Annotated in this window: 21 protein-coding genes; 18 read left to right on the plus strand and 3 right to left on the minus strand. The window is 45.8% G+C overall.

Features of this window, described 5'->3' with window-relative positions:
• Window positions 1–7: 7 nt before the first annotated feature.
• The 5 genes from AR334_RS02545 to AR334_RS02565 all read left to right on the plus strand — a co-directional run bounded on the left by AR334_RS02545 (window position 8) and on the right by AR334_RS02565 (window position 6,032).
• Window positions 8–802 carry an enoyl-CoA hydratase gene (locus AR334_RS02545; RefSeq protein WP_066304532.1) on the plus strand — a complete coding sequence of 265 codons (795 nt, stop codon included), beginning with the start codon at window positions 8–10 and terminating at the stop codon, window positions 800–802.
• A 30-nt stretch (window positions 803–832) separates the two neighbouring features.
• Window positions 833–1,813, plus strand: coding sequence for an NADPH:quinone oxidoreductase family protein (locus AR334_RS02550; protein WP_066304534.1), 981 nt, complete (start codon window positions 833–835; stop codon window positions 1,811–1,813).
• A 48-nt stretch (window positions 1,814–1,861) separates the two neighbouring features.
• Window positions 1,862–2,605 carry an SDR family NAD(P)-dependent oxidoreductase gene (locus AR334_RS02555; protein WP_066304536.1) on the plus strand — a complete coding sequence of 248 codons (744 nt, stop codon included), beginning with the start codon at window positions 1,862–1,864 and terminating at the stop codon, window positions 2,603–2,605.
• 284 nt (window positions 2,606–2,889) lie between these two features.
• The gene (locus AR334_RS02560) at window positions 2,890–4,446 is read left to right on the plus strand and encodes a class I adenylate-forming enzyme family protein (RefSeq protein WP_082692751.1); all 1,557 of its coding nucleotides are present in this window, start codon (window positions 2,890–2,892) and stop codon (window positions 4,444–4,446) included.
• A gap of 14 nt (window positions 4,447–4,460) precedes the next feature.
• Window positions 4,461–6,032, plus strand: coding sequence for a class I adenylate-forming enzyme family protein (locus AR334_RS02565; protein ID WP_066304543.1), 1,572 nt, complete (start codon window positions 4,461–4,463; stop codon window positions 6,030–6,032).
• A 44-nt stretch (window positions 6,033–6,076) separates the two neighbouring features.
• On the opposite strand, the gene AR334_RS02570 is transcribed toward AR334_RS02565, so the two are convergent.
• Window positions 6,077–7,807: a sigma-54-dependent Fis family transcriptional regulator gene (locus tag AR334_RS02570; RefSeq protein WP_066304544.1), complete on the minus strand. Its 1,731-nt coding sequence runs from the start codon at window positions 7,805–7,807 to the stop codon at window positions 6,077–6,079.
• A gap of 222 nt (window positions 7,808–8,029) precedes the next feature.
• On the opposite strand from AR334_RS02570, the gene AR334_RS02575 reads away from it, so the two are divergent.
• From AR334_RS02575 to AR334_RS02615, 9 genes are all read left to right on the plus strand, one after another.
• A complete protein-coding gene (locus AR334_RS02575; RefSeq protein ID WP_066304548.1) occupies window positions 8,030–8,815 on the plus strand; it encodes an enoyl-CoA hydratase/isomerase family protein in 786 nt (261 codons plus the stop codon).
• A 95-nt stretch (window positions 8,816–8,910) separates the two neighbouring features.
• Entirely contained in the window at window positions 8,911–9,129 is a 219-nt protein-coding gene (locus AR334_RS02580; RefSeq protein WP_066304551.1) for an acetyl-CoA carboxylase biotin carboxyl carrier protein subunit, read from the plus strand.
• Between the two features lie 18 nt (window positions 9,130–9,147).
• Window positions 9,148–10,512, plus strand: a complete 1,365-nt coding sequence (locus AR334_RS02585) for an acyclic terpene utilization AtuA family protein (RefSeq protein WP_066304556.1) — start codon at window positions 9,148–9,150, stop codon at window positions 10,510–10,512.
• A 5-nt stretch (window positions 10,513–10,517) separates the two neighbouring features.
• Window positions 10,518–10,868 (plus strand): hypothetical protein, encoded by a 351-nt coding sequence (locus AR334_RS02590; protein WP_066304558.1) that lies wholly within the window; start codon window positions 10,518–10,520, stop codon window positions 10,866–10,868.
• 7 nt (window positions 10,869–10,875) lie between these two features.
• Window positions 10,876–12,024, plus strand: coding sequence for an acyl-CoA dehydrogenase family protein (locus AR334_RS02595; RefSeq protein ID WP_066304560.1), 1,149 nt, complete (start codon window positions 10,876–10,878; stop codon window positions 12,022–12,024).
• Between the two features lie 340 nt (window positions 12,025–12,364).
• Window positions 12,365–13,552, plus strand: coding sequence for an acyl-CoA dehydrogenase family protein (locus AR334_RS02600; protein ID WP_066304563.1), 1,188 nt, complete (start codon window positions 12,365–12,367; stop codon window positions 13,550–13,552).
• Window positions 13,553–13,577: 25 nt separating this feature from the next.
• Complete coding sequence (locus AR334_RS02605) at window positions 13,578–15,107, plus strand: acyl-CoA carboxylase subunit beta (protein WP_066304565.1); 1,530 nt, start codon at window positions 13,578–13,580, stop codon at window positions 15,105–15,107.
• 26 nt (window positions 15,108–15,133) lie between these two features.
• Window positions 15,134–16,663: a long-chain fatty acid--CoA ligase gene (locus AR334_RS02610; RefSeq protein WP_066304567.1), complete on the plus strand. Its 1,530-nt coding sequence runs from the start codon at window positions 15,134–15,136 to the stop codon at window positions 16,661–16,663.
• Complete coding sequence (locus AR334_RS02615; RefSeq protein ID WP_066304569.1) at window positions 16,653–17,090, plus strand: MaoC/PaaZ C-terminal domain-containing protein; 438 nt, start codon at window positions 16,653–16,655, stop codon at window positions 17,088–17,090. Before AR334_RS02610 ends, AR334_RS02615 begins: the two co-directional genes overlap by 11 nt.
• A 39-nt stretch (window positions 17,091–17,129) precedes the next feature.
• On the opposite strand, the gene AR334_RS02620 is transcribed toward AR334_RS02615, so the two are convergent.
• Window positions 17,130–17,957, minus strand: a complete 828-nt coding sequence (locus AR334_RS02620; protein WP_066304571.1) for a GNAT family N-acetyltransferase — start codon at window positions 17,955–17,957, stop codon at window positions 17,130–17,132.
• Window positions 17,958–18,095: 138 nt separating this feature from the next.
• Between AR334_RS02620 and AR334_RS02625 the strand changes: the two genes are divergently transcribed.
• Together AR334_RS02625 and sstT are read left to right on the plus strand one after the other, a co-directional pair.
• Entirely contained in the window at window positions 18,096–19,046 is a 951-nt protein-coding gene (locus AR334_RS02625) for a ribose-phosphate diphosphokinase (protein ID WP_301337145.1), read from the plus strand.
• Window positions 19,047–19,238: 192 nt separating this feature from the next.
• Window positions 19,239–20,477, plus strand: a complete 1,239-nt coding sequence (sstT, locus tag AR334_RS02630) for a serine/threonine transporter SstT (protein ID WP_066304573.1) — start codon at window positions 19,239–19,241, stop codon at window positions 20,475–20,477.
• 55 nt (window positions 20,478–20,532) lie between these two features.
• Here sstT and AR334_RS02635 read toward each other — a convergent pair whose 3' ends face one another.
• Window positions 20,533–20,784 (minus strand): hypothetical protein, encoded by a 252-nt coding sequence (locus tag AR334_RS02635; RefSeq protein WP_066304574.1) that lies wholly within the window; start codon window positions 20,782–20,784, stop codon window positions 20,533–20,535.
• 198 nt (window positions 20,785–20,982) lie between these two features.
• Here AR334_RS02635 and AR334_RS02640 point away from each other — a divergent pair, with 198 nt between their 5' ends.
• Window positions 20,983–22,257, plus strand: coding sequence for a S8 family serine peptidase (locus AR334_RS02640; protein ID WP_066304578.1), 1,275 nt, complete (start codon window positions 20,983–20,985; stop codon window positions 22,255–22,257).
• Between the two features lie 443 nt (window positions 22,258–22,700).
• Entirely contained in the window at window positions 22,701–22,922 is a 222-nt protein-coding gene (locus AR334_RS02645) for a heavy-metal-associated domain-containing protein (protein WP_066304581.1), read from the plus strand.
• Window positions 22,923–22,945 lie beyond the last annotated feature (23 nt).

Genomic DNA, 22,945 nt, shown 5'->3' on the forward strand with positions numbered 1-22,945 from the left:
GAGATTAATGAGTATTCAGGATGTAAAACAATTGGTGAGGTTGGAAAAAAATAACGGTATTGCTACAGTAACTATCGATAATCCACCGCTAAATGTTTTAAGCGGGCAGGTGATGAGTGAACTAAAGTCAGTCTTTGAAACGATTGCGGGCGATCATGAAATTGTTGTGGCCATCTTAACGGGAGCGGGAAATCGGGCATTTATGGCAGGGGCTGATATTAAAGAATTCCCTCAATCCATTGGCAAAAAAGGCATGAAGGATCATGTTATGCAGCAGCATGTAGTGTTTAATCTAATTGATTTCCTCCCTAAGCCTACAATTGCCGTGTTGAATGGGCTTACCCTCGGCGGTGGCTGTGAGCTTGCGATAACCTGTGATATCCGAATTGCTGAGGAACATGCCCAGCTTGGCTTACCTGAAGTTAAATTAGGTCTGTTCCCAGGTGGAGGGGGCACCCAGCGCTTACCAAGAATGATAGGTGAAGCGAAAGCAAAGGAACTTATGTTTGTTGGAGATCCCATATCCGCCCAGGAAGCCGAAAAGCTTGGCTTAGTCAATAAGGTAGTACCAACAGGCCAGGGAATGGAAGAGGCCCTTGCGATGGCCAAGAAAATCAGCGGCTATTCCCTACAAGCCCTATCTCGAATCAAGAAAGCGGTTGATGAAGGGACAAATATGGAGTTTCACGCCGGAATAGAAAGAGAAGCGGAGCTATTTGAAGAAGTATTTTTAACAGAAGATGTAAAAGAAGGCGTTTCAGCTTTTATAGAAAAAAGAAAACCTGTTTTCGCCCATAAATAAAAAAGATTTTGTTTGAGGAGGATGTTTTTTATGAAGAGTTGGATTGTGAACCAATTAGGTGACCCAAAAGATGTATTGGAGCTGCAGGAGTTATCGGTACCTGCCGTTGAAGAAGGAAAACTATTAATTCAAGTGGAAGCTTCCTCCCTTAACTTTTTTGATATTTTACTTTGTCAGGGAAAATATCAGGAGAAGCCGCCTACACCGTTTACACCAGGTGCGGAGGTATCCGGCGTTGTACGGGCAGTGGGAGTAGGAAGCAAATTTAATGTTGGACAGCGTGTCGTCGCCACCCCGCCGCTACCGAATGGCGGATATTCGGAATGGGTCAGTGTGCCAGAGGATCACGCTTATGTGATTTCCGATGCCATGTCTCCTAGCGAGGCAGCATCGATGTTTATAACCTATCAAACTTCTTATTATGCGTTATATCACCGGGCCAACCTTCAAAAAGGAGAAGTTCTTTTAGTCCATGCTGGTGCCGGCGGAGTTGGCTCTGCTGCGATCCAGTTAGGAAAGGCGAGAGGAGCGAAAATTATTGCTACAGCCGGCGGACCGGAAAAGGTGCAATTATTGAAGGAGCTTGGTGCAGATGTTGCGGTTGACTACCTGACTGAAGATTTTGTCGATATCGTAAAGAAGGAAACGGGCGGGCGCGGTGCCAATGTTATTTATGATCCTGTCGGCGGCGATGTGTTTGATCGTTCACGCAAATGCATTGCTTTTGATGGCCGCCTATTGGTCATCGGGTTCGCCGGCGGCCGCATTCCAGAAGCTCCTGCGAACCATGCACTTATTAAAAACTACTCCATTGTCGGGGTGCACTGGGGCCTTTTCCGCAGACTGCATCCAGACAAAGTGGTCGAAATTCACGAGGACTTGATGAGACTTTATGAAGAAGGCTTAATCAAACCATTAATTTATCAAGAATATGATTTTAAAGATGTGCCTTCTGCCTTGGAAGTACTGGCCGATCGACAAACCTATGGAAAGCTAGTGGCTTTGCCTTAGATTCACCTAAATGAAAACTTAATTTTTATATAAGAAAGGGTGTATGAGATGCGTTTAAAAGATAAAGTGGCCATCATCACAGGTGGCGGTGGGGGAATCGGACGCGCGACCGCTGTCAGATTTGCTCAGGAGGGAGCCCGTTTAACCATTGCTGATTTTAGCGAAGAAAACGGCATTCAAACTGTCAATATCGTCAGGGAGATGGGGGCGGAAGCCGAGTTTATCCAGACCGACATGTCAAAGCCAGAGGATGTCCAAAATATGGTTCAAAAAACAATCAACACCTTTGATAAGTTGGACATATTATTTAATAATGCCGGCGTGAAAAGTGGCGAGAAAAAAATTCCTGATGTCTCGGTGGAAGAATGGCAGCAGGTGTTTGACGTCAATATTACGGGAGTTTTTCTTGGGCTGAAATATGCAATTCCGGAGATGACCTCAGGCGGATCAATTATCAATACGGCGAGCATTGCCGGCATCAAAGGGCAAAAGCTGGTTGCTGCTTATTCCGCATCAAAAAGCAGTGTCATCGCCCTTACGAAAACAGCGGCAACGGAGTTTGGCAAGAAGAATATCCGTGTTAACGCGATTGCCCCCGGAATCATCGATACGGATATGGTCAGTGATTGGAAGAAAACAAAAAAATGGCCGGTATTATCTACTGCCAATGCCTTGAACCGAATTGGCCATCCCGAGGAAATCGCCAATTTGGTGTTATTCCTTGGTTCCGATGAGTCGTCATTTATTACGGGAGAAACGATTGTCATCGATGGCGGCACTTTGAATCTATAAATCTGGTAATTGTTTACCTCCGGGCACGAAGTCTCATGGCTGCGTGCCCGTTTCAATATTTCCACATGCCAACTTCCTCTATTGTTAAGTATTCCTCACAGTTGTCACCATTTTTTAACAACTGTACTGTACATAAACCTACACATTCATTTTCCAACCAATCAAAAAATAGACCTTACATGTTGGTATAAATCTTGCATCCCAATAAGACAGAGTTCAGGACCGGAGGAACCAATGCACTTCTCCGGTCCTAGCCACTGATTTCAAAAGGAGGAATTGACGTAGTGAACGAAATTTCAGCCTTAAATCGTGTTGCCATTGGCGATATTATTCGGAGGACAGCTTGGAAGCTTCCGGACAAAACCGCGATTGTTTCCGGAGATAAACGAATCAGTTATAAGGAGTTTAACGAGGATTGCAACCGCTTTGCCCATTACTTTTTGGACCTTGGTCTTCAAAAAGGGGATGCGGTGGCCACCATCTGCGGAAATTCATGGCAATTCCTGACCGCCATTTTCGGCATTGCCAAAGCGGGTCTTATCTGGGTTCCGATTAATCCTGGCGTGTCGTTTAATGAAAAGGCTTACATTCTATCGGAGGTGCAAGCAAAGGTTCTCCTGTGCGATGAAGTTTTTTTACAAGGAAAAAAAGAAGAGTTCTCGAGTATTTGTCCTGAATTGCTGATTATTGGCTCTGGCGCGTCCGAAGCGGAAAAATTCGAAAATAGTCTGCTGGGGCGCCAGACTGATGAACCGGAAGTGGATGTCGCTGACCGGGACATTGCCCAGATCATGTTCACGAGTGGCACGACTGGTACACCGAAGGGCGTCCTGATTAATCACCAAGCCGTATTCATCGCTAGTCTGGCCAATATTATTGAGGCCGGGATGGCCAGAGATGACATTGCGACCTTAATAATGCCAGTGTTCCACTGTGCCCAGCACACACTTGTCACATCCTTCTTCCATCTTGGCGCGACACTCGTCATAATCCCCGGGTTTGAACCGGAAGCATTCATGAGGACAGTAGAAAAAGAAAAGATTACCTGGATGTTTGGCCTGCCAATCATGTACCGGGCGTTTCTCTATCATCCGTCTTTTAAAAATTTTGACTTATCCAGCCTGAGGTACTGCCTATATGCGATGGCGCCAATGGACAAGAACACGTTGGAAAAAGGGATCAATGAACTCGGCTGCCACTTTGGGCTTGGCTCCGGACAGACCGAGGTTTATCCAGCCACTTGTGTGTTTAGACCGGAAGACCAGCTGCGCAAGTCAGGTCCATATTGGGGCTCGCCGTCCTTGATTACCGATATGGCGATTATGGATGATAACGGCAATCTGCTTGGAAAAAATGAAGTCGGGGAAATTGTTCACCGCGGTCCGAACGTGATGGCCGGTTACCTCAATAATTCGGAAGAAACAAAGCGAGCCAGACAGTTTGGCTGGCACCATACCGGCGATTTGGGCTATATCGACGATGATGGCCTACTGGTGTTTGTTGACCGGAAAAAGGACATGATCAAAACCGGCGGTGAGAATGTAGCCTCTATTCAGGTGGAACAGGTATTGCTATCGTACCCCAAAATTTTAAATGCTGTTTGTGTCGGGCTGCCGCATGAGCGCTGGATTGAAGCGGTCACCGCGTTCGTCCTGTTAAAGCCGGGAGAGGAAGCGACAAAGGAGGAAATCATCGGGCACTGCAAACAACATCTCGGCGGGTTCCAGGTGCCGAAGGAGGTTGTGATTGTCCAAGAACTGCCAACGACCACCACAGGAAAAATTCAAAAGCATGTGCTGCGAAAGAATTACCATAACCTCTATTCCAATAATCCGGTATAAGGCAGGTGTTATGTTTGCAGAATTGGATTGTTCATAACGTATTGGCCCATGCCGCTGCCAAGCATCCCGACAAGCCGTTTTTACTATGTGAAGGAAAAAGTGTCACCTTTAAGGAACTGGATGAAATAACAGATGTTCTTGCATCTGGCCTTCTCAGACAAGGTTTTGCCAAGGGGGATACGGTGGCGATATTGGCGCTGAATCAATTGGAATGGCTGTACACCTATTTTGCGGCGGCAAAAATCGGTGTCGGTGTTGTCGCGTTGAATGCCCGATATCGCGAGAGTGAATTGGATTATATGATCAACAACTCAAAGGCGAAGGGTATTGTCTCGATATCTGGCTATCAAGGCTTTGATTTTGCCCAATTTTTCGAAGGATTCCAGGAAAGGCTGCCTACTGTGGAAAGCTATATTTTCATCGGCGCCGGATTCCCTGGAAGTTTATCTTTTGAGAGTTTACTGCATGGTCCTGTTGACTTTGCAAAACTAACCGATTCTAAACAAGCGGTGAAAGAGGATGATACCATCATTATCATCTATACCTCAGGGACGACGGGCAAGCCGAAAGGAACAATGATTACCAATCGCAGCATTCTCGAGTCGGCGAAGGCCCAGGCGGAACATTTGGCAGTCGGACCGGACGACTGTACTGTGGGAAGTTTGCCGCTAAACCACGTTGGTGGGATTACTTGTGCTGTTCATGCCCTGCTATACAGCCATGGGAGTATCGTGTTAGTCCCTGAATTTATTCCGGAAAAGGTGCTGCAAATCATTGACGAGACAAAACCAACGATTTTTGGCGGGGTGCCAACCATGTACTTGATGGTGCTGGGGCATAAAAATAGACGGAATTATGATTTAAGCTCCCTTAAAATCTGCATCGTTGGTGGATCCAATGTCGAGCCTGAGCTATGTGAACTGATCGGTAACCATATTCCCGATGCCTCGATTATAAACCTTTATGGGTTAAGCGAATCATCCGGCGCATGTATTCTGACGAAACTGTCAGATCCGATAGAAAAAGTGCAGGAAAGCATCGGGGTGGCGATCGGGGATTTTAAGGTTAAGGTCGTTGACATGGAACAGAACGAGCTGCCTGTTGGTGAAATCGGTGAATTGGCGGTTAAAGGGATGTGCAGGGCTAAGGGGTATTTAGGGCTGGAGGAGGAAACGAAACTAACGTTTAATGGCGATGGCTGGCTATTCACCGGAGACATCGCCTATCTTGATCACAATGGATATGTCTATTATAAGGGCAGAAAAAAGGAAATGTACATCCAAGGAGGCTATAACGTTTACCCGGTTGAGGTCGAAAACGTTCTGTCGGCACATCCCAAAGTGGCCTATACAGCGGGGATTGGGGTTCCGGATCCGTTCTTGGGTGAGGTGGGGCGCTATTACATTATTTTAAGGGAAGGCACCGCAATGACGGAGGAAGAAGTGATTTCCTACTGTCATCAGCATTTGGCGGATTACAAGGTACCAAAACAAATAGTCTTTGTTACGGTGCTGCCACAGACTCCTGCCGGAAAAATTCAAAAATCTGTCCTCAAGCAGCAATACTTGGCACAGCTTCAAAAGTAATAGGAAAACCAGCCGGATTTTCACAGACGGCTGGTTGTTTTTTGTCATGTAGAGGTAAATTTTAATTCGAATTCCTCTTTAATCTCGTACTTTTTCATTTTTTGATAAAGGGAGGTGCGGCTGATTCCGAGAATTTTTGCGGCTTTTGTCCGGTTCCCTTTACTTTTGATTAATGCCTGAAGGATGATTTGTTTTTCTGTCTGATTAATGGATTTTCTGTGGTTTAATATTGGATTCTGTTCCATTCCTTTCGGTGGTAAGAGCGTTGGTTCAGGTGAATGTAGCAGTGTAAGTGAGTTCGGCAGATGTTCCATGTCTATCCACTGGGATGGACTATAGTGAAAGGATCGTTCCAAGACATTCTCGAGCTGCCTGATATTGCCGGGCCAATGGTATTGTTGAAGCCAGTTCAATACATCCTGGGACACGCCGGTTATTTTTTTATTTGTTTTCTTGTTGAATTTATGGATGAAATGGCTGCACAAAAGCGGAATATCGTCCAAACGCTCCCGTAACGGCGGAATATGTATGTGGATGACATGAATTCGGTAGTATAAATCCTCACGGAATTCCCCATTGTGTACGAGTTCAGCTAGGTCTTTATTGGTTGCGGCGATGATCCGGACATTGACCTTGGTTGTTTTCGTAGCCCCTATTCTCTCAAATTCCTGGTCTTGTAGGACTCTTAACAGCTTCACTTGCATCGTCAGGGGCATGTCGCCAATTTCGTCAAGGAACAGAGTGCCGTTGTGTGCTAATTCAAATTTACCGGGTTTGCCGCCCTTTTTCGCTCCGGTAAAAGCGCCGTCAGCATAACCGAAAAATTCCGATTCCAACAGTTCTTCGGGAATGGCACCGCAGTTAATTTTTATAAAAGCACCTTTTCGCTCCGATAATTGATGGATTCCTTCAGCAATCAGCTCCTTTCCGGTTCCGCTTTCTCCGGTAATTAATACATTGGATAAAGATTTGGCGGCAATCGTAGCCTCATGCTTGAAGGCTTCCATTCGTTCATTAATCGAAACGACATTGGCAAACGGTTTTTCATCCTTGGCTATCCGGTACAGTTCGCCGCGATATTCATTAATATCCCGAAGGACAACCATCGCACCTGTCATTTTATGCTGCACCTTAATCGGGATAAACGTGGCAATCACTGTGAATTGGTTAAAATGAATTCGTTTCAGTTCTTGAATTTCTCCGATATTCATCGCTTCAATCAGCCATCTTCTGAATGGGGGAAGAAATCGGTCAATTGGTGCCGATAATAATTGCTTTCCATTTAATTGGAGGAGGTCTAGCGCTGTTTGATTAAAGGTTGTTATTCGCAAATGATCATCGACGGATATGACCGCTTCCTGCAGGTTTTCCATCAATAGCTTCATCCTGTTCAAAGCATCTTCTAAGGCCATCATATGGGAGTTTACCAAATCGGACTTTGACATAATCCCATAAACCTCTTGCTGGTTATCAAGAACAATGGCCTGACTGACATTTCCCTTGATCATGATATCCCTTGCTTCAAGTAACGATTGGTCCTTATTGATTGTGATAACGTTTTCATTTATGAGCGGCTTAATGGGAGCTTCGAGTGGCTGATTTTGCAGCAGCGCCCGATAAACTGAATATTTATGTAAAATTCCTACCAACTTTTTGTTATTCGTGATGCAGCTGATGTCGACGCGATTTTCCAAAAAGGCTTGAATGGCATCGCGAATCGTGCTGTCGACGGATAAATTCACAAAATTGACGGTTGTGAAATTTCGAACCTTCAAATAACTCCACCTCAGTTTTCGAAATATTTACACAATTACCATTATAAAGACCTTTTCTATATCTGACAACCAGCAATTGTAAACTTCTGTAAACACCTGTTCATATTTATGTTCAGGTTGTTTTTTACAGGATTATAACGGGCTGGCCCTAACAGTATGTTTTAGTTGGCACGTTACTTGCATTATGAAAAAGTAGAAAGCTATTAAATGAGGTGAATCCAAGTGACCTATGAAACGCTTCTTTACGATGAAGTAGAAGCTGTTGCCAAAATCACGTTGAACTTGCCGGAAATGCGAAATCCGTTGACTGAAACCTCGGCAAAGGAGCTCATAACCGCCATCAGGGCAGCGGATCTAAATCCGGACATCCGGGCAATCATTCTTACTGGTGCCGGAACTGCCTTTTCAGCCGGGGGAAATTTGAATGAATTTAAAAAGAATCTCTCAAAAACAGCCCCGGAGCTTTATTTTGAAGGGCGTGAAAGTACAGAACTGTTTAAGCTAGGGGCGGAGGTTACAACACCGCTTATTGCGAGTGTAAACGGACCTGCTTTAGGAGGTGGAACCGGTCTCGTTGCCATGTGTCACCTTGCAATTGCTTCCTCTGAAGCAAAATTGGGATTAACCGAGTTGCGTCTGGGGCTCGTGCCATTTGTAATTATGCCTTGGGTCCGTCGTGCAGTTGGCGAACGGAAGATGATGGAGATGATGCTGACTGCGGAGATTTATTCAGCAGAAAAAGCACGGGAATTGGGTCTCGTCCATCGGGTTGTGCCTCCAGAAGAGCTGGAAATGGAAACCTTGAAGCTGGCACGGCAGGTGGCAAACTTCAGCCCGCTTGCCGTCCAGCTCAGTTTGGACGCATTTTTTACAACGGAAGGCATGGATATGATGAAGGCATTTGATTACTTAACCAACTTGAGGTTGGTGTCGTTTATGAGTGAGGACCTGAAGGAAGGCGCAAGTGCCTTTCTTGAAAAAAGACAGCCGAATTGGACGGGGAAATAAATAATCTGTTTTTAAAATGGTCGCTGATTTCGATTCGCCAATAGAGTGTATTTTAATTCAAAATTCAATTGAAATAAGGAAAGGAGGATATGTAAATGACCGAAATTTTATCCGTAATGTCCGGAAACGTGTGGAAAATCGAAGTAAAAGAAAACGACATCGTCAAAGAAGGCGATGTTCTGGTCATTTTGGAGTCGATGAAAATGGAAATACCAATTGAATCCACCCATGCCGGTGTGATTGCCGAAATCAAGACAGCGGAAGGGGAGTTCGTCCAGGAAGGGGACGTTCTGGTCAAGCTGAAAACGGACTAAGGAAAGGAGGAGCTTCTCATGAAAACAGTTCGAATTGGTGCAGCCCAAGGCTTTTACGGCGATAGCATCGAGGCGGCCGTTGCCACAGCAGCAAAGGGAAATGTCCAATATCTTTGTTTCGATGCCCTCGCGGAATTGACGATGGCCATCCTCGTCAAAGATAAACGAAAAAATGAGCAAGCGGGCTATACCAAGGATTTGCCGTTGCAAATGAAGGCACTGCTGCCATTTGTAAAAGAAAAAGGTATTAAGCTGTTAACCAACGCTGGCGGCATCAATCCGCATGGCGCCCAGCAGGAAATTTTAAAAGTAGCGCGGGAAATGGGAATGAGCGGCTTAAAGGTCGCAGTGGTGACGGGGGACAATGTATTGGACCGAATCCCCGAGTTTCTTGAAAAAGGGTACCCGCTTAACCATTTAGAAACAGGAGAAAACATCACCTCGGTTCAAGACAGGCTGGAATTTGCCAACGCTTATATTGGGGCCCAACCGATTGTCGAGGCGCTCCGGGCCGGCGCCGATATTGTGGTCACCGGCAGGACGACTGATACCGCCCAGTTTTTGGCGCCATTAATCTATGAATACGGATGGATGGAAGATGAATGGGATCAGCTGGCGAGCGGGATTTTTATGGGGCATTTGCTCGAGTGCTCTGCTCAATCGACAGGGGGCAATTTCAGCGGCAACTGGCAGCAGATTGAAGGCTTTGACAAGATGGGTTATCCGATTGCCGAGGTCGCTGAAAATGGTGAGTTTATCATCAGTAAAGTGGAAGACCAGGGCGGATTGGTCACGATAGATACCGTGAAAGAACAGATGCTCTACGAGATTCATGATCCATCTGCCTATATCACACCGGACGTGATTGTCGATTTAACCGGTGTGCATCTGGAAAATATCGGGCCAAACCAAGTCAAGGTATCGGGGGTAAAAGGCAAGCCGAGGACGGATTCCCTGAAAGTCGTCATGGGTTATGAGGACGGCTATGCTGCTCAAGTCATTGTTGGATTCGCCTGGCCCGACGCCCTCCAAAAAGCGAAAAAAGTTGATGAAATCATCCGTACACAGTTGGATCGATATCGGTGGAACTATGAGGAGGTCCGCACTGACTACATTGGTTACAACTCGTTAAGCGGTCCGTTGGCGTTCCAACCGGAACAAGAACTAAATGAAGTGTATTTGCGACTGGCAGTCAAGGCCAAAACGAAGCAGGAAGCGGCACGATTCAGCCGACTCTTCCCGCCGCTAGCCTTGAATGGTCCCCCAACGATGAGTGGATTCACCGGCAACTCCTCCCCAAGGTCGTTGCTCGGGATGTGGTCAACGCTCATTCCACGGGATGAGGTTGAAAGTCATGTCAAAGTCGATGTTCTGGAGGTGTAGACGAGATGACCATTGTTAAGCTTAGGGAGGTCGCGCAAACACGCGCCGGGGATAAAGGCAATATGGTGAATATCGGTGTGTTTGCACCAACCCCGGCAATCTATCAAACTTTCTTGAAAAAATTGACCCCTGAACGGGTTAAGGAGCATTTTACCGGAATTGTAGAAGGAGAGGTAATCCGCTACGAGCTACCAAATATTCTTGCGCTAAATTTTGTGTGCAAGGAGGCATTGGCGGGTGGTGGGTCAGCATCGCTCAGGCTCGATAACCTCGGCAAGTGCTTTGGTGCCAACTTGATGCGGCTTGAACTTGATGTGGACGATTCCGTTTTAGCAGAACTTAAGAAAATGAGGTGAACAGGGTATGCCATATGAACCATATTTTACTGAAGAGCATGACCAGCTCAAAAAAATGATTCGTAAATTCGTAGAGAACGAGATTACACCTTTTGTCGATGAATGGGAAGAAGCGGGGATGTTCCCGCGCTCACTGTTTAATAGAATGGGAGAATTGGGATTGCTCGGCTTGCATTATCCGGAGGAGGTCGGCGGCCAAGGAGGAGATTATTTTACCGGGTTGATTCTGGCCGAGGAAATGAACAAATGCGGCTGCGGCGGTGTCCCGATGGCGATTGCCGTCCAAACTGATATGGCCACACCGCCCATCTATAAGTTTGGCACGAAGGATCAGCATGAACGCTTTCTTAAGCCCGCACTGCGGGGTGAAAAAATTGCGGCAATCGGCATTACCGAACCGAACAACGGCTCGGATGTCATGGGTATTCAAACGAGGGCAAAGCGTGATGGGGATGAATGGGTTATCAATGGCACGAAAACTTTTATTACGAACGGGACCCGAGCGGATTTTGTTACTTTGGTAACACGCACGTCAGATGACCCCGGACCGAAGGGGATTTCATTGTTCCTCGTCGAAACGAATCGGCCCGGCTTCTCTGTTGGCAAAAAGCTCGACAAAGTAGGAATGCGTTCCTCCGATACGGCTGAACTGATATTTGATAATGTCCGCGTTCCCCATGAAAACTTGCTTGGGGAAGAGGGAAAGGGTTTTTATCAAATCATGTGGCAGCTACAGGGCGAGCGGATGATCGGTGCTGCCGGGGCAATCGGCGGTGCTGAAAAATCTTATGAGCTGGCGTTGAACTATGCCAAAACGAGAATCGCGTTTAACCAGCCAATCAGTAATTTTCAGGTAATTGCCCACCTGCTGGCCGAGATGAAAACGCAAATTGAGGTCTGCCGGGAACTAACCTATGCAACAGCCTACCGTTTCGCCAAAGGGGAGGTTCCATCGAAAGAAATCTCGATGACGAAATTGGCAGCCGTACAAATGGCGCATTGGGTTGCCGACCGCGCACTGCAGATTTTCGGTGGGAATGGGTATATGGCCGAATATCCGATTGAACGGGCTTGGCGTGACAGCCGCCTGGCGAGAATTGGCGGCGGTACGGACGAAATCATGAAGGAGATCATTGCCAAGCAGATGGGGTTATAAGTTTTTAAATGCCTTTCGCGAAATAATATGGATTTTTCGCGAAATAGGAAACGAATTCGGCGAAATCAACTTCGAGTTTTGCGAAAACACGCCCAAGTTTGGCGAAATACTTCTCAGAATTGGCGAAATAGAAGCTTTGGCGAATAAGTCCTGAAGCTCGGCGAATATTCATAGAGTTTCGGCGAATAAGGCCCCCTAGTTTGGCGAATAACCGCCTCAGTTTGGCGAATAACCGCCTGAGTTTGGCGAATAACCGCCTCAGTTTGGCGAATAACTTGCAAAGTTCGGCGAATAACACTTTTTTCAAGCGAAACAAAGACTTTAATAAAGGAGGGTTTTCATGGGGCACTGGATCTTTACGGAGGAACATGACATGTTTCGGAAATCGGTTCGCTCGTTTGTGGAAAAAGAAATCGTCCCAAACGTCGAACAGTGGGAAAAGGACGGCGAGACGCCGAGAAGTTTATATAAGCGGATGGGGGAACTTGGTTTTCTTGGCATTAAATTTCCGGAGGAGTATGAAGGTAGCGGCCTCGACGTGATCATGGAAGCTGTGTTTACTGAAGAGCTTTCCAAATGCGGTGCAGGCGGGGTTGGTGCGGCAATCTGCTCTCATACGACAATTGCGATGACCAATATTTGGCGGTACGGGAATCATGAGCAAAAGTTGAAATACCTCGTCCCGGGAATTAAAGGTGATGCTATTTCCGCTCTGGCAGTTACCGAACAAGGAGGTGGGTCTGATGTGGCCGCCATTAAAACTACTGCTAAAAAAGACGGCGACTTCTATGTATTGAACGGATCGAAGACCTTCATTACCAACGGGGTCAATGCCGACTATGTCATTGTTGCCGCCAAAACGGAGGAAGGGCCGCCACATCGGAACATTAGTTTATTTATTGTCGACACCGATTCTGATGGTTATTCAGTGGGAAAAAGCCTGAAAAAGTTGGGCTGGCGCTCCTCGGATACAGGAGAACTATTTTTCGATAATGTGATTGTACCAAAGGAAAACCTGATTGGCCAGGAAAATGAGGGTTTCATTTACATCATGAAAAACTTCCAATATGAGCGGCTGACGTTGGCGTTGGGCTGTATTGGTGCAGCTGAAAAAGCGTTGGAACTGACGATTCAATACAGTAAGGAAAGAATTCAATTTAACAAGCCGTTATCCGAGTTTCAAGTGCTGCGTCATAAGATGGTCGACATGGCAGTGGATCTTGAAAAAGCCAGAAACCTTACATACAGGGCCCTTTACCTGTATAACCAAGGGAAAAATTGCGTAACCGAGGCGACGATGGCAAAGGCGCTTGCCAGTGAAATGTTGAACCGTGTCTGCGACCAGGCGGTCCAAATACACGGCGGCAATGGTTATATGATGGAATATCCGATTCAACGGCTATGGCGCGATGCCCGGATCCAAACAATCGGCGGCGGCACGACACAAATTATGAATGAAATTCTCACCAAACAACTGGGAATCCTGACACCGTTGGAAGCACCGGCCGATAAAGCTTCCAAATCTTAAAACTAGCAAAAGGGGTGCAAATCATATGGAACGTGAACAAAAACTGCTGGCGGAACGGGAACGAATCTATCGCGGCGGACCGGACCACGACAAAATAAAAAAACTGGGAAAATTATTTGTCCGCGACCGGCTTCGACTCTATTTTGACGATGAACAGCCTTATTATGAAACTGGCTTATTTGCCAACGCAACAAAGGAAAAACTCCCAGCAGACGGCGTGGTTACGGGAACGGGTAAAATCAGCGATCGGCTTGTATTTTTTATGGCAAGCGACTACACCGTCAAAGCCGGGTCCATCGGCAAATATCACGGCGAAAAAATCCTGCGGATCCAAGAGGCGGCCATCCGCGGCAGACGGCCCATCGTTTACATGATTGATTCCTCAGGCGGCCGGATTGATGAAGCGGGCGGCTACCATGTCGAAAAATATTCAGGCGGAAAAATCTGGTACAACCACAGCATGCTTTCCGGAAGAGTCCCGCAAATCGCCGTCCTTTATGGCCCATGCTTTGCCGGAACCGCCTATATGCCGGTGTTTTCCGACTTTGTGATCATGGTGGATAAAATTTCCGGGATGGCGATTGCCTCGCCAAGAATGGTGCAGATGGCTACCGGGCAACAGGTGGATGTTGAGGAATTGGGCGGGGCCACAATGCACGCGACCAAAAGCGGATCGGCCGACTTTGTCGCCAAATCGGAAGAGGAAGCGGCCGAGATTGTCAAAAAACTATTAACCTACCTGCCAGACCATTTTGACGGGAAGCTGCCGAAATACCCCGCCGTTCCACCGAAGCGGGACCCCGCCGGAATTGATGATATCATCCCTGCTGAGCCGAACAGAGCTTATGATGTTCGCAAATTAATCGAATCCGTTGTCGACGGTGATAGCTTTCTTGAAGTAAAAGCGAATTACGCCAAGGAATTGGTAACCGGGTTTGCTCGCCTGAACGGAAAAACAGTCGGCGTAGTCGCCAATCAGCCGCTATACAAAGGCGGGGCGATTTTTCCGGAGTCGTCGGATAAAGGGGCTAAATTTGTTTGGACCTGTGATGCCTACAACATTCCGCTACTCTATTTATGCGATACACCAGGGTTTATGGTCGGAACGAAGGTGGAACAGGAGGGAATTCTCCGCAAAGGGCGGAATTTTATTTTCGCCAGTTCGACTGCCAATGTGCCAAAAATGTGCGTGATTGTCCGAAAAGCCTACGGTGCCGGCATATACGCGATGGCGGGCCCAGCCTATGAACCGGATACGACGATTGCCCTGCCATCGGCGGAAATTGCCATCATGGGTCCGGAAGCAGCAGTCAATGCCGTTTATTACAACAAAATCAAAGCGGTGACCGACCCGGAAGAAAGAGCGTCACTTGTGCAAAAACTCCGTGAGGAATACCGGGCAAGCTATGACATTATCAAGCTATCGGGGGAACTGGTCGTTGACGATCTGGTCGTTCCAAGTGAGTTGCGGCAAGAGCTGATAAGGCGATATGAAACGTTCGAAAACAAAGATTTCCCACTTCCAGCAAAAAAACATTCAACGATATTAAGTTAATTTTTAAAAAATAGGGGTGTTGTGGATTGGTAAAGGGAATTGGAAGTTGGCTTGTCAAACATTGTAAGGTTCGGCCGGACAGACTTGCGGTTGTTTACAACGAGAAACGGTTTACTTACGCCGAGTTTAATGAACGGGTTAACCGGCTGGCAAATGCCCTACTTGGGTTGGGGGTCAGGAAGGGGGACCGGGTTGATGCGCTGCTCTTGAACACAAATGAAATGCTCGAAGCGGTGTTTGCCTGTGCCAAAATTGGGGCCATCTTTGTACCGATTAACTTCCGCCTGAGTGCGGAGGAGGTTCTTTATATTGTCAATGACTCAAGGGCCTACCATTTTATTTATGATTTTCGGATGAGACCGCTGGTTGACCAGCTGCGGACAAAAAACACCTGTTTGTTGATATATATTCACGTTGGAACCCAGCCTCATGAAGATGATTTGCAATACGAAAATCTACTTAAGAACGCATCTCCCGAGGAACCCGGTTATGATATCGGGCTAGAAGAAATTCATTTAATGATGTATACATCAGGAACAACCGGCAAGCCAAAAGGCGCCATGCTCAGCCACGGAAATACCCAGTGGAATGCGATAAATTTTATTCATAATACCCCTGTTGATTATACGGATATCACGCTGGCGGCAGCACCGATGTTCCACATTGGCGGTATGAGCGTGTTCACCATACCGTTAGTTTATAAGGGCGGGGCCAATATTTTGATTGACGTCTTTGACCCTGTGAAGATTTTACAAAAAATCAATGATGAACAGGTGACGTCTTTGTTCCTAGTCCCGGCCATGTGGCAGGCGTTAATGAGCGTTCCCAATTTTGAGGCGTATGATATTTCTTCGCTCCAGTTCGCTGTCTCTGGCGGTGCACCGTGTCCGATTACGGTGATTGAATTTTTCCAAAAGCGGGGGATTCCATTTTACGAAGGGTTCGGCCTGACGGAAACCGCGCCGTTTGTCAGCATTCTGGATAAGGAAAATACGATCCGCAAAAACGGCTCGGTAGGTAAGGAGCCGATGCATACGACTGTCCGGATTGTCGATCCGCTTGACCGAGATGTGAGGCCAGGCGAGGTGGGTGAGTTGATTGTCAATGGACCGAATGTCATGGTCGGCTACTGGAACAAGCCGGAAGCAACAAAAGAGGCGATTAAAAACGGCTGGTTCTACACCGGTGACTTGGCCAAATTTGATGAGGAAGGCTTTATTTACATCGTCGATCGCAAGAAGGACATGATTATTACCGGAGGGGAAAACGTCTATCCGATTGAAATTGAGCAGGTCTTATACCGCCATCCGAATATTCGCGAAGCCGCGATCATCGGTTACCCGGATGAAAAATGGGGCGAGTCGATTAAAGCAGTGGTCGCGTTAAAGGACGACAGCCAGCCGTTGACGGTGGTAGATTTGGAGAAATTCCTTGATGGAAAAATCGCCAGGTTTAAAATGCCGAAGATGGTGGAGATTGTATCGGCACTGCCACGGAATGCCACCGGGAAAATTTTAAAAACCGTGTTGAGAAAGGGGAATACTAGTGTACGATAAGTATTTTGAATACTTCGAAAAAGGTGAGAAGTGGAAGTCCCGGGGCCGAACCATCACCGAGACCGACCTCGTCATGTTTTCCGCCTTAACAGGTGACTATTACCCACTCCACACAGATATTGAATTTGCCAAGAAGTCCTTTTTTAAGCAGAGGATTGCCCATGGCATGCTTGTCCTTTCCTTCGGGGTTGGTCTGACAAAAATGGAGCCCGGTGTCGTGATTGCCAATTACGGGATTGATAAACTACGGTTTATCCAACCGGTATTTATCAATGATACGATTCATGTTGAACTAGAAGTGATTGACCTCGAGGACAAGGGGAATGGAACAGGCGTCGTGACCGTTAAGCAGTCCACAGTCAAGCAAACGGGGGAAACGTGCATTGTTGGGATTTCTAAAGCTTTGATAAAAAAAGAAAACATTTAGCGAAAAATCGGGTGGCTAACAGTGGGCCACCCGATTTTTCTAAAATTGGTACTTATAATAGTCCTGCGAATGAAAGCTCTTAAATCCACATGATTCATAGAGTCCTAGGGCATGGGCATTCTTCGCCTCTACCTCGAGAAAAATTGGCAGTCCTTTTTCATGTTCCATCATGACCACTTTTGATAGCGCTTTGCGGCCAATTCCTTTGCCCTGCAGTGCTGGGAAAACGGCAAATCCGTAGATCCATGCTTCACCATTCGATTCGGACACACGAATTTTCCCGGCAATTTTTCCATCTACTTCAATAATCAGCATTGCTTCAGTACGAGAATCCCACAGCATGCCTTCAACTTCGCGTGCATCTTCCTCTTTAATCCCGAAGCATAATACCTCAAGCTGAATTTTCGCCTCGAAATCCTCCTGTGAAACGGCCGGTCTTACTATGATTGCCGGATCCACTATTAACTCCTTTTGCTGCCATTGCATTTGGTATTCCGCAACGTGAAACTCACAAGGGATATTTTTTAAAAATTCCTTAGCCGATTGCGAACCTGTTGGCGCATTTAACAGAATCACTTCTGCTCCCTGTTTCTTCGCTTCCTCAATGCCCTTTCCAAGTAATCCAGTGAAAATCCCCTTGCGGCGATAATCCGGGTGGACCATTCCGCAAATTTCTACCTTACTTCCAAACCCATAACAGCCGAGAAAACCGACAAGTTGCCCATCCTGATAATGAAAAAAGTCTTCCTTGCGGTTTTCGGACCGATTTGCCAGCATATCATCATTCAGCTTTAGCTGAAATCCGCCATCTTTCTCACAAATCTCTTGAAGAGACTTAATTTCTTGAAGTTGTTTCTCTGTCAGCATGTACCCACCTCATTTTAAAATTCTTTAATAATTTCTCTACCAAACACGTTTTTTCCTTCTTTAGAAGAATTAGGATTATAAAAATTTTGTCAAATAAGTTATAATAGTGTTCGAATACATATTTATGGAGGCAGAAACGTGTCGTATCAACTTAAAAAAGGTTTTAAGATGTTTACCTTAAATTCAAATCGTGAGTTAGCTAAAGAAATGGCAGCGCTGTTAGGCTGTGAATTGGGAAATTGCTCCGTGAACCACTTTAGTGACGGCGAAGTTCAAATTTCAATCGAAGAAAGTGTCCGAGGCAGCGAGGTATTTCTCGTCCAATCCACTTCACAACCAAGCAACGAACACATTATGGAGCTTCTCATTATGATTGATGCGCTTAAACGTGCCTCAGCCCAGACAATAAACGTTGTAATGCCGTACTTCAGCTATGCGCGCCAAGACCGAAAGGCGAGGTCGCGTGAGCCGATTACCGCCAAACTCATTGCCAATCTTTTGGAGACGGCAGGCGCTCACAGGGTGTTAACTTTAGACTTTCATGCACCACAGACCCAGGGGTTTTTTGATATACCAGTGGAACATTTGACTGGCCTTCCAATCCTCTCGGAGTATTTTGAGAAAAAAGCGTTGGATGATGTTGTTGTTGTTTCGCCGCATAATGGAGGAGTGACCAGGGCAAGAAAATTGGCTGGGGTATTACATGCTCCGATTGCTTTGATTGACCGGCGCCGTCCAGAACACGATGAATCGGATATCATGCATATTATCGGTAACATTGAAGGGAAAAACTGTATTATTGTTGATGATTTAATTGATACTGCTGGTACAATTACGTCCGGTGCCCAAGCATTGATGGAGAAGGGGGCAAAGGCCGTTTATGCCTGCTGCACACACCCTGTCCTATCAGGTCCGGCCATTGACAGGATCGAAGCGTCTGCCCTGCAGGAATTAGTGGTTACCAACACGATTCCATTGCCGGAAGAATATCCTAACGGAAAAATCAAGGTCTTATCAGTGGCACCATTGCTTACCGAAGCAATTGACCGTGTCCATAATGAAAAAGCGGTAAGTCCATTATTCGAATAGCATGGAAAAATCCACCTGAGCTTATGCATGGCTTAGGTGGATTTTTTTAAAAGAAAATTTGGAATATTTTTATTATACTTAAATATAAATAAAAATATTGTGAGATATTTAAATATTCTTTATAATACAACTACAATGTAAGAATAGGTTAAAAGAGAAAAATTATAATATTATTCAAACGGGGGGACTTCTATGAAAAATCTTTTAAAAAAGTGGAATCAAATTAGCCTAGTTAAACAAATCGCTATTGGTTTGATCATTGGTATTATTTTAGCTGTGGTAGTTCCAGCAGCCGCTAAGCCATTGGTTATTTTCGGTTCTTTGTTTGTTGGCGCCTTAAAAGCGGTTGCGCCGGTTTTGGTGCTCTTCTTGGTTATGGCGGCCATCGCACAACATAAAAGCGGTCACGAAACGAATATGAAATCCATTATAGGCCTATATCTCATTGGCACCTTTTTAGCAGGATTAATCGCTGTTATTGTTAGCTTTATGTTCCCTGTTGGCTTATCACTGGCAAAAGGAGCAGAGGGTGTAACGGCTCCGGGCGGTGTTGTTGAGGTTCTAAAAGCGTTACTTATGAACGTTGTCGATAACCCGGTAAAAGCGGTTTACAATGCCAATTATATCGGTATTTTGACTTGGGCGATTGTCCTTGGATTTGCGTTAAGAAATGTTCCCGATACAACAAAAACTGTGATTACTAATTTTTCCGATGCGGTTTCTAAAGTTGTTACATGGGTAATCAAGTTTGCCCCGCTTGGGATTATGGGTCTTGTCATTGAATCGATTACTACAAATGGGCTTGAGTCTCTCTTAAGCTATGGCAAGTTATTGGTCGTGTTGATTGGCTGCATGCTGTTTGTTGCTCTAGTCGTCAATCCAATCATCGTCTACACTCAAATTCGCCAAAACCCTTATCCGCTTGTATTCATGTGTTTGAAAGAAAGTGGCATTACTGCATTTTTTACACGGAGCTCGGCGGCGAATATTCCTGTAAATATGAAATTAGCCGAAAAATTACAATTGGATAAGGATACTTATTCTGTATCGATTCCATTAGGTGCGACCATCAATATGGCCGGTGCGGCAGTGACAATATCAGTTTTAACATTAGCAGCGGTTCATACTCTTGGAATTACAGTGGATATTCCGACAGCCATTATCCTGAGCGTGTTATCGGCAGTGTGTGCTTGCGGCGCCTCTGGTGTTGCTGGCGGTTCCTTATTGTTAATCCCGCTAGCAGCCAGCTTATTCGGAATCCCGAATGATGTGGCGATGCAAATAGTCGGGGTAGGATTTATCATCGGAGTCTTACAAGATTCCTTTGAAACAGCGCTTAACTCTTCAACTGACGTATTATTTACGGCAGCAGCAGAATTTAAAAAATGGCGTAAAGAAGGCAAAAAAATCGAAATCCGAAAAGCAGCATAATCGAACAACATATAGAAGCCCTCAATTTGGTTATTGAGGGCTTTCCAATGTTTTCTTACCACCATAAAAGTGGTGCAGCGAAACCAAAAGCAACAAAAGGGACAAATACCGGCGGCCTGAAGAATGGACCTGGGCCCCAAAAACCGAATCCATATCCTTCAGATGGCTGGTGATTAGTTAAATCCTCGATCTCAAGCCCATCTTTTTTGACATTTGACACCCGGCCAACGGCCCACTCCCCCTCATTGTTTCTGTATTGAATCAATTGGCCCTTTAACCGCTTTGCATTTTGATAATTTAACTCCATAAAGAAAGCCTCCTTAAACTGGACTTGCTATAGAATATGAAGGATGTCCCCTTGGTGTATAGGCTATTGATTGCTAATTCTTTATTAAAATTTTCCCAACTCCGGACTATGAAAATCAAATCATGAATCGCTGATTTCCCAATAAACTCATTAATGCGGCACGATTGCCGCTACATAACATTGGGGAGGAGCAGAGCGATGAAAAAGGTAAAGAGAATTAGTGCGGCAGTATCAGCGTTTGTTATGGGGGTATCGATGTTCGCAACCGGGGCATTCGGTCAAACACAGGATGAAAACCAAAATGAAACGTACCGGGTTGTCATTAAAGGACACAGTGCAGAAATGGGGAGAGCAAAGCAAGATTACGGGACACGTTGGGATTTTGGGGCGGAAGGTTTCACCACCACCGTCAATGCCAAGCAATATCAGGCTCTATTAAATAACAAAAATTTAACGATTGAGAAGGTTCCCGAGGTTCAGTTGGACCGCATAGAAAATCGATCAAACGGTAAGACCGGGGCAACGGCAACTTCCTCACTACCGTCGGACCGAACACCTTGGGGAATTCAGGCCATATATAATGATCCGAATGTAGCCAGCACTTCCGGTGGAGCGGGAATTAAAGTCGCTGTTCTGGATACAGGTGTCTATATTAATCACTATGATTTGGCCGGCAGCGGGGAACAATGCAAGGATTTTACCCAAGCAAAGTCGCCGTTGGTAAATGGGACCTGTACAGATCGGAACGGACATGGCACTCATGTAGCTGGGACAGCCTTGGCACACGGCGCTTCTGATGGCTTGGGAATCTATGGGGTGGCCCCGCTGGCTAAGTTATGGGCATATAAGGTGTTAAATGATAGGGGCTCAGGCTACTCCGATGATATTGCTGGAGCTATTCGCCATGTAGCCGATGAAGCAACGAGATCCGGTTCAAAATTGGTCATTAACATGTCGCTCGGTTCAAATTCGAAGGATACGATGATTGCCAGCGCCGTAGATTATGCCTATGGCAAGGGTGTGCTCGTTGTGGCGGCAGCAGGAAATGATGGATATGCAAGTGGAACAATTGATTATCCTGGAGCCTTGACGAATGCAATTGCCGTAGCGGCATTGGAAAATGTTCAGGAAAATGGTACCTACCGGGTCTCCAATTACTCATCCCGCGGAAACTCGGCAACAGATGCCGATTATGTCATTCAGGAACGCGATGTGGAGATCTCAGCCCCAGGCACCAGTATCCAATCAACCTGGTATGATGGCAATTACAATACCATCAGCGGGACTTCGATGGCGACTCCTCACGTGGCAGGCTTGGCAGCAAAAATCTGGTCATCGAATTTGGGGTGGAACAATGTACAGCTTCGCGCTGAACTGCAACAACGCGCCAAACTTTATGACATTAAGGGCGGATACGGCTCCGCTACCGGCGATGATTATGCTTCAGGATTCGGATTTGCACGAGTAAAATAGAAATTTTGTTGTATGTAGGCGCCATCCCGGCTGGGGTGGTGCCTTTTTTAAAGGAATTCTTCATTTTCGGCAAATTTCCGGTGCAGTTTTTAGTGGGCTAACGAAATATCCGCGGTAATTTACAATATATCCGCGATAATGAGCAATATATCCGCGAAAAAAATAAAATATCCGCGTTAATTTCAATATTTCCGCGATAAAACAAATATATCCGCGATACGCAAATCCAAAAGTTTAGGATAGTTAGACTACACCCCATCTGAAGCTCTCTCGTATTATTTATTGAAAATTTGACGGTGGTCAATTTCATTTTTTTCAAAAAGAGAGATATTGAAAGTGAAAATACTCAGGGGGTGATAATTCCCAAACTTGTTCCACATCAATTTTTTCTAAATAAAGCTGTCTTAAAATAAAGACATAATCATTCCAAGGAGGAAAAGAAAATGAAAAAAGCAGTATTTCAATTAGAAACTTTAACTTGTCCGTCATGCATTAAAAAAATTGAAACGATGTTAAACAAAACAGAAGGAGTCCAATTTGCCAAAGTGTTGTTCAATACAAGCAAGGTAAAAATGGAATTTGATGAAGCGCAGATCAATGCGAACCAGCTTAAGGATAAGATTCAAAATTTGGGCTACGAAGTGCTGTTGGCCAAAGTCTCTTAATCTGGTAAATGAAAAAGGAGGGG

Origin of the sequence: Bacillus sp. FJAT-29814, from assembly GCF_001510715.1 — a bacterium.
Taxonomy (GTDB): domain Bacteria; phylum Bacillota; class Bacilli; order Bacillales; family Cytobacillaceae; genus Neobacillus.